Genomic DNA, 15,574 nt, shown 5'->3' with positions numbered 1-15,574 from the left:
TATCACTATTTTCTGAAAATAATGGTAAGTTCATCATACGGATTCTTGATAGTTAGTTATAGTTTATTTCTATAACCTGAAAATACAGATAGATGCTGTCTATAATTTAAAATAAGCCCAATTTTTGAGAATGTCGAAAATAAGTTTTCAAACGTCAAAAAGTGCCTAAAACATTATAGTTTCAAGCACTAAGAAATGATTTAAAAGTCTTGCTTCAATCTGAGCTTAGCCACTGACTTACTTTTTATCAAATAAGCGATATCTAATTTCTTCCAAAGCCATAATAACAAACGGACAAGCAAGTAAATAGAGCCAATCATCGAGTCCAATAGGCGCAGTGTTAAATAGCGTGTGGAAGAGAGGCATGTAAGACAGGATGATAAAGAGAACAATTTCTAAAACAATCCCTAAGCTAATAATCCGATTAGCAAATGGTTTAAGTTGGAAAATAGATCCCCTACCCTTACGGCTATTCATAGCCATACCAATTTGGGTAAAGATAATAGCACCTAAGGTCATTGTGGTTGCCTCTCGGTAGAGAGGACCTGAGCTAGCCAAATGGTTTAAGTTACCTTGATTAACCCAATAATTAAGGAAGAAAGCCCCCATAGCTAAGGCTGCTTCAATCAGTCCATACCAGACAAAAGCTTTAATCAATAGTTGGCGATTGAGTAAGCGGTCTGATAAACGTCTTGGTGGCTTATCCATCACTCCTTCTTCAGGTGGTTCAACCCCCAATCCCAAAGCAGGTACCATATCTGTCCCCAAGTCAATAGCTAGGATTTGCATAACCGTTAAGGGAAGAGGTATGCGTCCCAAAGAGAACAAGAAGAAAGCAGAGGGTACAGCTTCAGGTGTATTGGAATTAAAAATATAAGTCAGGAATTTTTGAATATTTCTATAAACCGCACGACCTTCTTCAACAGCATGTACAATCGAAACAAAATGATCATCTGTTAAAATCATATCCGCAGATTCCTTGGCAACATCGGTTCCCGATACCCCCATAGCTACACCGATATCGGCTTTTTTAAGGGCAGGGGCATCATTAACACCATCACCAGTAACAGCGACAACCTCACCAAGTTCCTGAAGTGCATTGACCACACGGTATTTCTGTTCAGGCGCTACACGAGCAAAAACAATTTCCCCTTTAAGCGCTTCTTTGAGCTGGTCGTCATCCATGGCAGCTAGTTCAAGTCCCGAAACAACACGCGCATCATCACCTTGTACAATTCCGATTTTCTTAGCAATACTAAGAGCTGTCAAACCATAGTCCCCTGTCACCATGATAATACGAATACTAGCTCTATGGCATTTTTCAATAGCCTCTCGCACCCCCTGACGTGGCGGATCACTCATGGCAACCAAGCCTAGAAAGACCATATTGTCCTCCAGGGTCTGCATGTCCCACCGGTCTTCTCCAATATGCTCGCTATCTAAAGGTCTATAGGCCACAGCTAAAACACGTAGACCATCACGGGCAAACTTATCGTTAGCCGCAAGGATAGCCTGACGCTCAGTAGCTGTCAATGATTTAATCATCCCTTGATTATCAAAGTAATCTGAGCAAAGCTCCATCACTTCTTTTGGAGCACCTTTGGTGATAGATATATGATAACTACCATCCAATCCTGACTCAAGCTTATGCACTGTTGTCATCCGTTTACGATCAGAATCAAAGGGAATTTCCTTGATGCGAGGGGCCCAAGTATGATTGTCATTTAAATTAATTCCTGCTTTTTCAGCGAGAACATTAAGACAAGCCTCCGTCGGATCACCTAAAATCGTATAATTGGGATTATCAGCACTAGGAGCTACAACTTGAGCATTGCTAGCCAAATGTGAGAATCTGACCAAACGATTAAGGAGCTCATTTTCTTCAAGAGAAACAGGTTGTCCTTCCTGCTCAATCTGCCCTTCCGGTGCGTAACCTAGCCCAGTTACCCCATAACTGTCTGACAAGGTCCACAGGTGGTTAACCGTCATAGCATTTTGCGTCAAAGTCCCTGTTTTATCCGAACAAATAACAGAAGTTGCTCCTAGTGTCTCTACCGAAGACAACTTCTTAACCAAAGCATGATCCTTAGCCATACGCTGAACTGCCATGGCTAGAGAGAGAGTAACTGTGGGAAGAAGTCCCTCTGGAATAAAGGCCACAATCATCCCCAATGCAAAAATAAAGGCTTGAGACAAAGGCTGATGGACAAATAGGGTCGCTGCCACCATAAAGAAGAGACCTACAGATACTGCGATGACCGAAATCTGTTTGGTCAAATGATCTAATTCTTTCTGAAGGGGACTCTTTTCCTGAGCTAGGTTTTGCGTCAAGTCTGCAATTTGTCCGAACTCAGTTTTCATACCGATAGCAGATACTATAAAATGTCCAGAACCAGAAGAGACTGTCGTCCCTGCAAATACCATATTGTCATATTCTAACTCAGTCTTATCGGGAGTCAAATCTGCTTGATCTGACTTATAAATGGGATTAGACTCACCAGTGAGGGCCGATTGATTAACCTGCAAATCTGTCACAGCGACCAAGCGTCCGTCTGCAGAAATACGGTCTCCTTCTTCAATGAAAACCAAGTCACCTGGCACCAAGTCTTGAGCTAGAATCTTGTCCTCCTTACCATCACGAAGAACTCGCGCATAGGATGGAAGAAGCTTGCTAAGAGCTGCCGTAGCCTGACTTGCTCTATATTCTTGAATAAAGCTAAAGAGACCATTAATAATGTTGACCAACCAAATTGCAATCCCCAACTCCAAGCTATGAGAGAGCATAGCGATAAAGCCACCAGCCCACAATAAGAGAGCCATGAGACTAGTAAAATGTCTGAAAAAGGTCAGCCAAATAGGCTCCGTCTTACTTTCCTTCAATTGGTTAGGGCCATACGTCGCCTGCCTCTCCTTAACCTCTTGTGAGCTCAAACCTTGATGGCTTGTCTGCAAGACTTGGTAAACTTGTTCAGGAGGATAGGTCCCTAATTTTATATTTTCTTGTCTAGAATCAGTCATAGTCCTTTCCTCGATTCTAAATCATTAAAACGATTTCATTTTTTCACCCCTATTATACTCCTTTTTCAGAAAATGTTGAAAAGAAAAAACCAAGCCACACGACTTGGTTTAAATCTTATTTGATATGTAATTTAGCACGTAGGCTAGCTGCTCGGGTGCCAAGCAATTGATCAGCCATACGAGTTACAAGAGCAAGAACGCCATAGACACCAATTCCAAGGCCTCCTCCAATGATCAAGTAAATCACACTGCCCACACGGCTTGTTGGTGAAAGTACAAACTGGAACACCCCATAGAAGACTGCAACTGGAATAGCCATGAGCACTGTAAGGATACAGATGAGTAAGGCTTTTCTAAACACTGTCTTACGACTAAAGTGCGTAACAGTGTGGAGGCGATTATACATCAGAGCAATTGGAACACCTAAGCCGATGGCTGTTGAAATAACTGGTCCAAGAGCTCCTAGGAAAATAATCAATGGTAACTGTAAGATTCCCTTAACTAAAACCCCAATCGCAAAATAATTGATAGCTTTACGGGTCTCAAATATGGCCTGAAGCATAGGTGCTAAAACGCTATACAAGGCCAAGAAAATAACTTGAATTAGACTGGCTACAAAGAGCAAGTGGGCCTGGCTATCTGGTGCCCCATAAAAAACTGTGTAGAGTGGTTTAGCCAGAATCACTGATCCTGCAATGGCAGGTACAATAAAGAGCAAGAGTAACTGAAGATTATTGATAATCAGTTTAGCCGCTCCCCTAAGATCCTTCTTAACCATATTTTCTGTCAAGAGGGGAATCCCAACTCCAGCAATAGAAATAGCTACGGCAATCAAAATCATAGTAATCTTACTTGGGTTTGAAGACAAGTAAGCATAGAGAACCTGAAGCTGACTGTTACTATAGCTTGTAAACTTCTCCATAGTACGGATAAAGGTCCATTGATCAATCAACTGAAACAGTTGAACCGCTGACCCAGTGATAATGAAAGGAATGGCTTCCTTAAAGGTTTCAATAACAATTGCAGTCGGATTGATATCTGGATGAACAGCCTGCTTGCCAAAAAGACTCTTGAGCTTGCCCTCCTTCCAAAGGTAGAAGAAAAGCACCCCATAACTAGCCAACATACCGATGAAAGCGGCAAAAGTCGATTGGACAACTGCTGTCACATAATCGCCTGTCCCAATTTTCATGATGAAGAAGGTCGCCAACAGCATCCAAATAACACGGATAATCTGCTCCGCAATCTGACTTAAAGCATAAGGCTTCATGTTGTTAAAGCCTTGGAAAAAGCCTCGTAAAACAGACATAGATGGGAAAATAACAACTGCCCAAGAAAGACTACGCATTACGCGAACCAGATCCTCGTCTCCCCCAGAAAGGTAAGACATCCACGGCGAAGCAAAGTACATGAAAACGCCAAAGATCAGTCCGAGACCAATCATGTAATACAAGATACGCTTGAGTAAGAAGAAACTCGTCTCCATCTTTCCAAGAGTGTTGTATTTAGACACCTGTTTGGCAATTGCGACTGGAATCCCTGCTGTAGAAATCAAAAGGAAAAGGGCATAAATGTTATACCCTTGACCAAAGAGGGCATTGGCTTGGTCGCCCTGTTTACCCATCCAAGCATACCAAGGAATAATGTAAAGTGCCCCTAATAGACGACTGATAATATTGGATGCTGTCATCCACGCCGTCCCTCTTAGCATCTGCTGCTGCTGTGTGTCAGTTTTAGTTTCAGTCATAACTTTCTTTCTAGAGAATAAAATATAATCTAGTTTATTATAAACTTTTGGCTGTGACTTGTAAAACAAGAACATTAAGGCTAAAATAGGAACTATGATTACTATTGAACAAGTTCTAGAGGTTCTCAAAAAGGACCGTAATTTTCGAGATATTATTGACCAAGACAACTACTACTATTCATGGACTGGAGTGACTTTTGATCATCTTTCTTACGACAGTCGTGATGTCACACCATCTTCCCTCTTTTTTGCCAAAGGGGCTGCCTTTAAGCCTGAATTTTTAGAGAATGCTGTCAAAGCTGGCTTGAGTTTCTACGTGGCTGAAAAAGATTATCAAGTGGGAATTCCTGTCATTATCGTAACAGATATCAAGCAGGCTATGAGCCTCGTTGCTCAGGCCTTCTACCAATACCCCCAAGACAAACTAAAATTGCTGGCTTTTACTGGGACAAAAGGGAAAACAACAGCAGCCTACTTTGCCTTCAATATTCTCAAGCAAAGTCATAAACCTGCTATGCTTTCAACCATGAACACGACACTAGACGGAAAAACTTTCTTCAAGTCTACCTTAACAACACCTGAGAGTTTGGACCTTTTCCGTATGATGGCTGAAGCTGTTGATAATGGCATGACCCATCTGATTATGGAAGTCTCAAGTCAAGCCTATCTGACTAAGCGTGTCTATGGACTGACTTTTGATGTAGGTGTCTTTCTTAACATCAGCCCAGACCATATTGGACCTATTGAACATCCAACCTTTGAAGACTACTTCTACCATAAGCGTCTTCTCTTGGAAAACAGTCGAGTTGTTATCGTCAATAGCGGTATGGATCACTTTGCTTTTGTCGCTGAGGAAGTTGCGGATAAAGAGCATGACTTCTATGGTAAAAACTCCGACAATGCTGTTAAACATGGCTCAGGTTTTAGCTTTAAGGCAAGTGGGAAATTAGCCGGCGACTATGATATCCAACTTATCGGTGATTTTAACCAGGACAATGCTATGGCTGCAGGTCTAGCCTGCCTACGTCTTGGAGCTAGCCTTCAAGACATCAAAGAAGGGATTGCTCAGACCTCTGTTCCAGGGCGTATGGAAGTTCTTACACAAACTAAAGGAGCCAAGGTTTTTGTGGACTATGCTCACAATGGAGATAGCCTAGATAAGCTCTTACAAGTCGTAACCAGCCATCAAGATGGCCATATTAGCCTAATTCTAGGGGCTCCTGGAAATAAAGGTGAAAGTCGTCGTAAAGACTTCGGACATGTCCTCAATACCTACCCTGATGTTGATGTCTTCCTAACAGCCGACGATCCTAACAAGGAGGATCCTCTTGCTATCTGTCAAGAAATTGCCAGTCACATCAACCGTGAGGTACGTATCATTGTTGATCGAGAAGAAGCAATCAAAACAGCAATGTCTGAGACTACAGACTCCAAAGACGCTGTGGTTATTGCCGGTAAAGGTGCTGATGCTTTCCAAATCGTAAATGGGAAACGTGATAACTATGCTGGCGATATTGAAGTCGCTAAGAAATATTTGTAAACAACAAAAAGTCAATTGAGGTATTACAATTAGCCTCAATTGACTTTTTTCTATATAGAAACTAGTCCTTACCTAGTGTTTTCTTAAAAATATCATAGAAAGGATTTAGGGTCTTATCAAAAGAGCCAACAAGTGTTTCTAACTGCCCTCCAAATTGACGTTTGAAATGGAAGTTCCCTTTTCCAGTACTAGCTGCTTCAGTTTCGATTGTCCCATAAAAATTAAACCGCTCTTTACCCTTACGCATAGCATATTGTAGCATTTCCCAATGGAGAAGAACTGCCCCACCAAAATTAAGGTAGGCTTCATCATTCCCGCCGTAAAAGCTGACGACTTCTGATCCATAATCCATAAAAAGATAAGCCGATAGAGGTAATTTGTCACCAGTGTTTTGATAGGTCTTAAATTGCTCTAAACGTTTATAGTAGCTTCTAAGCTGATCTTGGGCATCCGCAATCTGACCCTTGGTTCGTTTTTTCTGAGGACCATCTTTTAAAGCCTGAATCTTAGTTTCAAAAGATTTAATGTTCTCATCAAGATAAGCCAAATAAGCTGGGCAATCCAAATAAGCTAACATAAACTTTGCAGATTTTCCAAAGTTCCTCTTCAAATCTTGGAAATAGGTTAATGGATGAACTGAAAATCCTTTTCTCTCTGCTGTCCGAACTAGGATGTCATAAAACTGATCGAGATTATCCTCACTTAGCTCTTCAACTTTGACATTCAAAGCGGTAAATTTTTTTAAATCTCGCTTCAAGGATGGTGAGAAAGCTGCGAGCATCTCGTCAGAAGTAGTAAAGGTATCAATGGGTTTGACAAACATCTGATTAACAACTAGAGCCTGTTCTGGATCTAAATACTGCTCAAAACCTAATTTTTCAAATACCTTGGAGACTTCATCAGCCTTATCTTCTTTAAGGATTTCAAGTTCTTCATTCCTAATAAGATTGGTAAGATAGGGATGAATAGAAAGTGATGCAATATTTTTCTTTTTTAAATAGAGTATCAAGGCCTCAAGAAGGTCTGGCAAATCAGTTATAGAATTGTAATCTAGCAAGGGGCCATGCAATAAGAGTGCTTTCCTAAAGATACGAAAACTCCTCCTGTAAACGATAATGGTTTGCCCCACTATCAGGCCATCCCTTTCAAAAACCAGAGCCTCTACTTCACCGATATGATTACGGCTTAACTGAAGCTTAGCCATCTCAGCTGACTGTAAAAAATTAGTATCCTTATAGCTTGTCTGTGTCTTTTGATAATCATCAAAATTGACACTTTTAACCATAATAGACATTACTATCATCCCTTTCGTCTATCCTAAATCCCACATTTGCTGCTAAACGTTAAATTAGTCTAACGATTAGCAAAGTTTCCAGACCAAGAGGGGTATTAAGTATTCATGGATATTACTCACAGATGATGAGGAAAATTTGGTAAACGATTAAATTTACAAACACTATTATATACAAATTATTCATTTTTGTTAAGGGATTTTTAGTTAATTTTCTGAAATTTATAAGAAATACTAATTACTATCGTCTCTTCATCAAAAAAACTCTCCTCGTTTAAACTTAGAGAGCTGATCTATCATAAAAATTAGCGATAACGTCTCAATTGAGGAGGCGTGTAAGACTGGACGAAAGCTTCAATTTCTGAAAAATCATCTGTAAAGAGGAATTTTGCTGCTGTTTCAGCCTCTAAAAAGTCATGAGTAACCATGGTATCCAACATTGTTTTCATAGCATCATAATAGCCATTGAGATTGAAGAAAACACAGGGTTTGTCCAGCTTACCGACGCGAGCCGCTGCAATAGCTTCAGAAATTTCTTCCAGTGTTCCTAGACCTCCTGGAAGGGCGATAAAGAGGTCTCCTTGCTCTAGCATGGCAGTCTTTCGTTCTGCCATGGTTTCTACTATGGTCATTGAAGTCAATCCCTCATAAGCTATCTCCCTATCTTTGAGGAATTGCGGCATAATTCCATGAGCCTCTCCCCCATTTTCCAAAACAGTATCACCAAGAACTCCCATCAGCCCCATCTTACTACCACCATAGACTAGAGTATGCCCATTTTTAGCAATCCACTGGCCCAAGGCAATCGTTGCTTTCTTAAAGCTAGGATTGTCACCCATATTAGCTCCCAAATAGACTGTTACTTTCATTGAAGTCCTCCTTTTTATTCTATTATAACGCAAAATTCCTGCCATAACTGACAGGAATTTTTTCTTAGTCTTTACGCTCCAAATTACGAAGCATTTCATCAATTTTATTACCGTATTCGATAGATTCATCCTTAATGAAGGTTAAATCTGGAATCTTATACATGGTCAATTTTTTACCAAGTTCACGCTTGATTGTCCCAGTAGCCTTTTCAAGCCCAGTTTGTGCTTTTTGGTTATCTGAGGCCAAGGTTGAATGAATAGTGTAAAAAATCTTAGCAGCCGACAAATCACCTAGCATTTGTACATCTGTGATAGTGACATCTTGCACGCGTGGATCACGAACTTTCTTTTGAAGAATTTCATTGACCTCACGTTTGATTTCCATACCAACACGGTCTACACGAAATGAATTTCCCATAGTCTTATCCTTTCTCTCTTATTATGATGGAACAAAAGCCAGGCCAGATGACCTAGCTTTATCTCCTAAGTAAGCTTTTTAAAGCTAATAAAATTAACGTTTAATTTCTTCCATAATGTAAGCTTCGATAACGTCATCAACTTTAATATCGTTGTAGTTTTCAATCATCAAACCACCCTCTTGAGCGTTTCCGACTTCTTTAACGTCATCTTTAAAGTGTTTCAAGCTTGCCAATTTACCATCAAAAATAACGACACCATCACGAATGACACGGGCACTTGAATCACGAGTGATTTTACCACTAGTAACCATGAACCCACCGATTGTTCCGACTTTAGAAACTTTGAAGGTTTCACGGATAATAGCTTCACCAATGACTTTTTCTTCAAACTCAGGATCAAGCATCCCTTTCATGGCATCTTCGATTTCTTCGATAACCTTGTAGATGATGCTGTGAAGACGAATTTCAACTTCATCAGTTTCCGCTTGTTGACGTGCTTGTGGTGTAGGACGAACGTTAAATCCGATGACAACGGCATCTGAAGCTTCCGCAAGAGTAATATCAGATTCGTTGATAGCACCTACTGCTGAGTGAACAACATTAACGCGAACACCCTCAACATCAATCTTAAGAAGTGACGCTGCCAAGGCTTCAACAGAACCTTGTACATCGGCCTTGATGATAACATTAACAGTCTTCAATTCACCGGCTTTAAGGGTGTCAAAGAGGTTGTCAAGGCTAACACGATGTGTTTGTTGACGTTGTTTCATAAGGGCACGTTTGGCACGTTCTTCACCGGCTGCGCGAGCTGCTTTTTCATCTTCATAAACGGCAAAGTGGTCACCCGCCATAGGCGCTTCGTTCAAACCAGTAATTGAAACTGGTGTTGATGGTGCTGCAGTCTTAATACGACGACCAAGGTCATTGGTCATAGCACGGACACGTCCGAAGGTATTACCAACAACGATTGGGTCTTGAACATGCAAGGTACCTTGTTGAACAAGGAGGGTTGCGACCGCACCTTTACCTTTATCCAAACGAGCTTCAATAACGGTACCGATGGCACGAACACTTGGATCTGCTTTAAGCTCTTCCACTTCAGCCACAAGAAGAACCGTTTCAAGCAACTCTTCAATATTTTGACCAAATTTAGCTGAGATTTCAACGAATTCACTATCGCCACCCCATGCTGTTGAAATGACTCCATGCTCAGCCAATTCACCGATAACACGTTCTGGGTTAGCGCCTGGTTTATCAATCTTGTTAATCGCAACAATGATTGGAACACCCGCAGCCTTAGAGTGGTTGATGGCTTCAATAGTTTGTGGCATTACACCGTCATCCGCAGCTACAATCAAGATAGTAATATCTGTAACAGAAGCACCACGGGCGCGCATAGATGTAAAGGCCGCGTGTCCAGGAGTATCAAGGAAGGTAATTTTCTTACCACCCTCTTCAATTTGGTAGGCACCAATATGCTGTGTGATACCACCAGCTTCTCCAGTCGCAACACGTGAGTTACGAAGGGTATCAAGAAGGGTTGTTTTACCATGGTCAACGTGTCCCATGATAGTAACAACTGGTGCACGTTCTACCATAGCATCTTTGTTAAGGTAATCTTCGTCAACAAAGAAACGTTCGATATCAGCATTATCGACTTCTTCTTTCTTGGTTGCCTCAATACCATAGTCAACCATCAACAACTCAATGGTATCCCCGTCAAGAGATTGGTTTTGAGTTGCCATAACGCCCATCATGAAGAGTTTCTTAACGATTTCAGCTGGTTCGCGTTTAATACGTTTTGCGATTTCTGCAACCGTCATGCCTTCAGTGTATTCAAATTCTTTTGGTAATTCATGGAATTTACGCTCTGTTACTGGTTTTGGAGCTGAATTACCACGGTTATTTTTACCTTTTTTATTTTTGTTTTTGTTCCAGTTACTATTTCGTTGATTTCTCACTTGGTTTTGATTATTCCACTTATTATTTCTTGTTTGCTTAGGTCCATCTTCATTCTCGCGACGATTATCACGTGATTTATCTGGACGTGCCTTTTTACGACGTGTATCTTGTGCTTGTGCAGCCGGTGCTGGTTTTGGAGCTGGCTTAGCTTCAGCAACTGCTTTTTGAGCAGCGACTTCAGCCTGTTGTTTTTCTTTTCTTGCCTTTTCCTGCTCTTTCGCTCGGCGTTGCTCTGCAGCTTTTTCTTCACGGAAGCGTGTTTCACTTTGACGTGAATATTCTGCATTTTGCTCTGCTTTCAAGGCTGCTGCACGCGCTTTAAAGTCAATACGTGGACCTGCCTGATTGTTGCGGGCAGCATCGTTACGTTTATTTCGACCTTGATCATTGCGCTGTTTACCTTGGAAATTACGGTCACGATTACTATTGTTACCGCGGTTCCCATTATTACGGTTGCCTTGACCATTTCCATTTTGGTTGCGACGATCATTATTCTGACGTTTACCTTGATCGTTCCCTTGTTGATTTCGGTTACGATTACGGTTGTCACGGCCTCCGCCGTTTTGACGACGCTCTGCTTCTGCCTTGGCACGTGCTTCACGTTCTGCCTTAAAATTACGGCTTTGTGGTTTTTTCGGAGTCGCAGGGGCTTCTTTGACTTCAGCCTTTGATGTTTCTTTAGCTGGAGCTGATTTGGCAACAGGTACCTTATCAACCTTAGGCGCTACCTTTTCCTCTTTAGGAGTTGGTGTCGCTTTAGGAGCTGGCTTGCTTTCAGCCTTAGCTGTTCCCCCTTTTAAACTTGAAGTGATACGATTAGCATCAGCTTCTTCAACTGATGAGGAATGGCTCTTCACAGAAAGACCAAGTTCTTGAGCTTTTGCAACAACAACCTTGCTTTCTACACCAACCTCTTTTGCGATTTCATATAATCGTTTCTTTGACACGTGATGTCCTCCTATTCTTTATTCCATAAGAGTCCTCATTTTCTTTGAAAATCCAGCATCAACTACAGCAACCGTTTTTCTTGGTTTACCAATAGCCATGCTTAATTCCAGTGCGTTAAACACTGTGGAGACTTCTATATTATAGTAGTTACATTTATCAGTCGTCTTTTTAGTCACGTTACTACCAGCATCATTGGCAAGAAAAACTAGTCTCGCCTGCCCTGATTGAACTGCCTTGATGACAAGTTCTTCGCCAGAAATAAGTTTTCCAGCTCTTTGTGCCAGTCCTAACATATTTGACAATTTTTCTGTGTTATTCAAGACCTAACTCTCTTCTTTTGACCTTGTGATCCACATAAGCAATGAGTTCATCATAAAAACTTTCAGGAACATCCATTGAGAAACTATGGTTAAAAGCACGTTTCTTTTTGGCTTGGAGAGCTTCTTCATTATCTAGTTTAATGTAAGCACCTCTGCCATTTTGCTTTCCTGTTGGATCAATGAAAATCTCACCATCTTTAGTTTTTACGATGCGGAGCAAATCACGTTTATCAATGATTTCTCCTGAGACAACTGATTTGCGTAAAGGTATTTTTCGTGTTTTAGCCATCAAACACCTCTATGTTCTTCTTATTCTGCTTCTGTTGTTTCAATTACTTCTTCTGTTGTGACTTCAACAGGTGTAGCATCTTCTGCAACAATCTCGTCAACAACTTCCTCAGTAGCAGCCTCAGCTTTTTCAGCTTCGAGTGCTTCATATTCAGAAGCTGACTTGATGTCAATACGGTAACCAGTCAAATGAGCTGCCAAACGAACGTTTTGTCCACGACGACCAATTGCAAGAGATAATTTGTTATCTGGTACAACTACTGTCGCACGTTTGCTATCATCTTCGTCAAAGAGAACATAGTCCACTTCAGCCGGTGCAATAGCATTGTAGATAAATTCAGCTGGATCTTCAACCCATTGAATAACATCAATATTTTCCTCAACAGGAACTTCAATTCCTGTCTTAGCATCCAAACGTGTTGGGTGGAAACGGCTGACAACTTTCTTGATGTTACTTCCACCACGACCAACGATAGTACCAATAGCATCAACGTTAGGGTTATGACTGCGAACAGCAACTTTGGTACGATCACCAGCTTCACGAGACACGCTCATGATTTCTACAGTTCCATCAAATACTTCAGGAATTTCTTGTTCCATGATACGTTTGATGAATTCTGGATGGCTACGGCTTACAAAGACGTTAACACCCTTAGGGTTGTTTTCAACTTTATAAACATAAACATCGATGACGTCGTGTGACTTAAAGCTTTCGCCAGGAATTTGGTCTTGGCGTGACAATTGAGCTTCGAGCGTTCCAAGATTGACATAAATGAAACGTTGGTCAAAGCGTTCAACTGTTCCTTGCATGATTTCACCTTCATGTTGCTTATAGTCATTATAAGTGATTTCACGCATCTGCTTGCGCATCTTTTCCATAATGGTTTGTTTGGCAGATTGCGCTGCAACACGGCCAAATTCATCAACTGACTCTTCAAAACGAATCTTATCGCCAAGTTCGTAAGCAGAGCTGATAGCAAGGGCATCTTTCAAGCTAATTTCCAAACGACTATCAAAGACTTCGTCTACAACTTCACGAACGGTATAAACTTGAAAATCACCTGTTTTTTCATTGAATTCAACTACAGCTGATTCTGACTGACCATAACGACGCTTGTAGGCTGACTTAAGCGATTCAACCACGGCATCAATGATGTCTTCCTTGTTAATGTGTTTTTCTTCTTCCAAGACACGGAAGGCTTCTAGCATTTCTTTGCTCATATTCTTTGTTGTTTTAACCTCTAAAGGCCAAAACTGGCATCCTTTCTTTATTTACACTAATAGTTTTAGAGTTTGACTGCCAAACGAGCTTTAGCAACTGTTTGATAGGGAATCTCAACAGTTTTATGGCGAGTCTTATCAAGGTAATCAATTGTTAGGGTTTCCCCATCAAAGGCCACCAAGTCACCTTGGAAAATCTTGATCTTATCAATAGCCTTGTAAAGACTAACATTGATATACTGACCAACAGCATTTGTCAAAGCTTCTTTGGTTTTTAAGGGACGCTCTAACCCTGGACTAGAAACTTCCAGCATGTATTGATCCGGGAAAGGATCAGGCTGAATAGTATCCAAGAGGGGACTGATAATTTCAGTCAAGTCTGCAGTATCTTCTACAGTAATACCTCCTGGCTTATCAATCAAAACTGACAAGACATAGTCACCGCCAAGCTTTTCGTACTCGATATCGACCAGTTCGTATGGCTCAGGAATAGCTGGAGCTACGACTGCCGTCACGAGATCAATAATTTTTTGCGACATTATGACCTCCTTACACACACAAGAGACGAAGTTTCTACTCCGCCTCTCTTTCGTTATTTTCCTATATTATAGCATAGCTCAAAAGCCATTGCAAGGAATAACCATATTGCTATCATTTCATAACAAAAAGGTTGGGAATCACCCAACCTTATTTATTGCGTCGCTGGAACAGTGCTATAAGTAGTTACACCCGATCCATTATTATTGTATGTAGGGGTTGTCGTACCTTGTTCCTGAACATAATTACCTGTGTTTTCACTATAGTTATTGCTATAGGTAGTACCTCCATTGTAGGTACTTACCGATCCACCACCAGCTGCCTCAGATGTCCCAGCCTCATAATTTGAAGAAGCTTCACTCGAAGCCGCACTTCCTTTAGAATTAACGAAATCATCTGAGCCATAGTTAGAGCTACCAGAACCATAGAGAACCAAACTAGTCTTAAGATTAGATTCAGAAACTTTCTTCTTACCGACTTCCTTCTTAATACGGTTTTGTACCTTAAGAATATCCTCAGTTGAAGCTACTTGATAACTTCCACCATTGATCATGGCATCCGAACCAGCCAATTGGTAGGACTTAATATTTTTAAGGGCATCACTATAACCCATCAAGCTACGCAAAGTATTGGTATCACCAAGATCGATACTGGTTTGAACATTTGAACTTACAGCCGACAAAATTTTCTTGTAAGAACCAATAGAGTCCATCTTCAATAGCTTAGCTACAACCTTTTGAATAACCTCACGTTGACGTTTTTGACGACCATAGTCACCATCAGGGTCATCGTAACGCATACGTGAATAGACTAAAGCTTGCTCACCATTGATTTTATGGGTTCCGGGCTCAACTTTTGCCTGAAATTCAGGTTCATTTTCTGCAATCGAAATTGGAAAATCAAAATGATTCGTTACCTCAATACCACCAACAGCATCTACCAAATCAATCATACCCTGCATATTAATCAGTGCATAATAGTCAATATCAATATCTAAAACCTTTTGAATGGTTGAAATAGCCAAGTCAGCACCACCCTCAGCATATGCTGAATTTAGTTTTGCTTCACCCGACCCCTCAATATCTGTCAAAAGGTCACGTTCCAAACTGGTCATGGTTGTTTTCTTAGTCTTAGGGTTCACTGTTACCAAAATCATGGTATCAGAGTTTCCTTCCCAGGTTTCCTTACGTTCTTTGGATCCTGTATCTACCCCCATCAAGAGAATAGTTATAGGCTTAGTCTGTTGAATAGCCTTACTATTCCCTGAAGTTGCTTTAGAAGCCCTAAACGTTTTTGACAATTCGCCTGTGGCGTAATTATAAGTTGTCGTTAGGTAAATACCAGCAGCTACTACTGTCGTTGCAAAAATCGCCAACAACATCAATAAAATTTTTCGTCCAAGTTTCATGTTTTT

Annotated in this window: 12 protein-coding genes; 1 reads left to right on the top strand and 11 read right to left on the bottom strand. The window is 40.9% G+C overall.

What is annotated here, in order from left to right; genetic code table 11:
• Positions 1-237: 237 nt before the first annotated feature.
• A complete protein-coding gene (locus H7U01_RS06085; protein WP_201041282.1) occupies positions 238-3,018 on the bottom strand; it encodes a cation-translocating P-type ATPase in 2,781 nt (926 codons plus the stop codon).
• Between the two features lie 115 nt (positions 3,019-3,133).
• Entirely contained in the window at positions 3,134-4,765 is a 1,632-nt protein-coding gene (locus H7U01_RS06080; RefSeq protein WP_037610593.1) for a polysaccharide biosynthesis protein, read from the bottom strand.
• 94 nt (positions 4,766-4,859) lie between these two features.
• Between H7U01_RS06080 and H7U01_RS06075 the strand changes: the two genes are divergently transcribed.
• Positions 4,860-6,305: a UDP-N-acetylmuramoyl-L-alanyl-D-glutamate--L-lysine ligase gene (locus H7U01_RS06075; protein ID WP_107372545.1), complete on the top strand. Its 1,446-nt coding sequence runs from the start codon at positions 4,860-4,862 to the stop codon at positions 6,303-6,305.
• A 61-nt stretch (positions 6,306-6,366) separates the two neighbouring features.
• Here H7U01_RS06075 and H7U01_RS06070 read toward each other — a convergent pair whose 3' ends face one another.
• The 9 genes from H7U01_RS06070 to brpA all read right to left on the bottom strand — a co-directional run bounded on the left by H7U01_RS06070 (position 6,367) and on the right by brpA (position 15,568).
• The gene (locus H7U01_RS06070) at positions 6,367-7,599 is read right to left on the bottom strand and encodes a lipid II:glycine glycyltransferase FemX (RefSeq protein WP_139724628.1); all 1,233 of its coding nucleotides are present in this window, start codon (positions 7,597-7,599) and stop codon (positions 6,367-6,369) included.
• Between the two features lie 302 nt (positions 7,600-7,901).
• Positions 7,902-8,465, bottom strand: a complete 564-nt coding sequence (locus H7U01_RS06065; RefSeq protein ID WP_107372543.1) for a TIGR00730 family Rossman fold protein — start codon at positions 8,463-8,465, stop codon at positions 7,902-7,904.
• Positions 8,466-8,529: 64 nt separating this feature from the next.
• On the bottom strand, positions 8,530-8,883 hold the full coding sequence (gene rbfA, locus H7U01_RS06060) for a 30S ribosome-binding factor RbfA (protein WP_002883798.1): 354 nt from the start codon (positions 8,881-8,883) through the stop codon (positions 8,530-8,532).
• Between the two features lie 93 nt (positions 8,884-8,976).
• Positions 8,977-11,793, bottom strand: a complete 2,817-nt coding sequence (infB, locus tag H7U01_RS06055; protein ID WP_201041281.1) for a translation initiation factor IF-2 — start codon at positions 11,791-11,793, stop codon at positions 8,977-8,979.
• Positions 11,794-11,811: 18 nt separating this feature from the next.
• Entirely contained in the window at positions 11,812-12,114 is a 303-nt protein-coding gene (locus H7U01_RS06050; RefSeq protein WP_002947460.1) for a YlxQ-related RNA-binding protein, read from the bottom strand.
• Positions 12,107-12,403 (bottom strand): RNase P modulator RnpM, encoded by a 297-nt coding sequence (gene rnpM, locus H7U01_RS06045; RefSeq protein WP_014633911.1) that lies wholly within the window; start codon positions 12,401-12,403, stop codon positions 12,107-12,109. Before rnpM ends, H7U01_RS06050 begins: the two co-directional genes overlap by 8 nt.
• A 20-nt stretch (positions 12,404-12,423) precedes the next feature.
• Positions 12,424-13,623, bottom strand: coding sequence for a transcription termination factor NusA (gene nusA, locus H7U01_RS06040; RefSeq protein ID WP_002883755.1), 1,200 nt, complete (start codon positions 13,621-13,623; stop codon positions 12,424-12,426).
• Positions 13,624-13,688: 65 nt separating this feature from the next.
• Complete coding sequence (gene rimP / locus H7U01_RS06035; RefSeq protein ID WP_002883745.1) at positions 13,689-14,162, bottom strand: ribosome maturation factor RimP; 474 nt, start codon at positions 14,160-14,162, stop codon at positions 13,689-13,691.
• A gap of 152 nt (positions 14,163-14,314) precedes the next feature.
• Positions 14,315-15,568, bottom strand: a complete 1,254-nt coding sequence (brpA, locus tag H7U01_RS06030) for a biofilm formation/cell division transcriptional regulator BrpA (RefSeq protein ID WP_014633909.1) — start codon at positions 15,566-15,568, stop codon at positions 14,315-14,317.
• Positions 15,569-15,574: the final 6 nt, after the last annotated feature.

Origin of the sequence: Streptococcus sp. 21.1, from assembly GCF_016648635.1 — a bacterium.
Classification (GTDB): Bacteria; Bacillota; Bacilli; order Lactobacillales; family Streptococcaceae; genus Streptococcus.
This window is presented reverse-complemented; position numbering and strand designations above follow the sequence as displayed.

Coding starts and splice junctions, on each gene's coding strand:
- H7U01_RS06075 (WP_107372545.1), top strand. CDS start 4,860: ATGATTACTATTGAACAAGTTCTAGAGGTTCTCAAAAAGGACCGTAAT.
- H7U01_RS06065 (WP_107372543.1), bottom strand. CDS start 8,465: ATGAAAGTAACAGTCTATTTGGGAGCTAATATGGGTGACAATCCTAGC.
- H7U01_RS06080 (WP_037610593.1), bottom strand. CDS start 4,765: ATGACTGAAACTAAAACTGACACACAGCAGCAGCAGATGCTAAGAGGG.
- rbfA (WP_002883798.1), bottom strand. CDS start 8,883: ATGGGAAATTCATTTCGTGTAGACCGTGTTGGTATGGAAATCAAACGT.
- rimP (WP_002883745.1), bottom strand. CDS start 14,162: ATGTCGCAAAAAATTATTGATCTCGTGACGGCAGTCGTAGCTCCAGCT.
- brpA (WP_014633909.1), bottom strand. CDS start 15,568: ATGAAACTTGGACGAAAAATTTTATTGATGTTGTTGGCGATTTTTGCA.
- H7U01_RS06085 (WP_201041282.1), bottom strand. CDS start 3,018: ATGACTGATTCTAGACAAGAAAATATAAAATTAGGGACCTATCCTCCT.
- nusA (WP_002883755.1), bottom strand. CDS start 13,623: ATGAGCAAAGAAATGCTAGAAGCCTTCCGTGTCTTGGAAGAAGAAAAA.
- rnpM (WP_014633911.1), bottom strand. CDS start 12,403: ATGGCTAAAACACGAAAAATACCTTTACGCAAATCAGTTGTCTCAGGA.
- H7U01_RS06070 (WP_139724628.1), bottom strand. CDS start 7,599: ATGTCTATTATGGTTAAAAGTGTCAATTTTGATGATTATCAAAAGACA.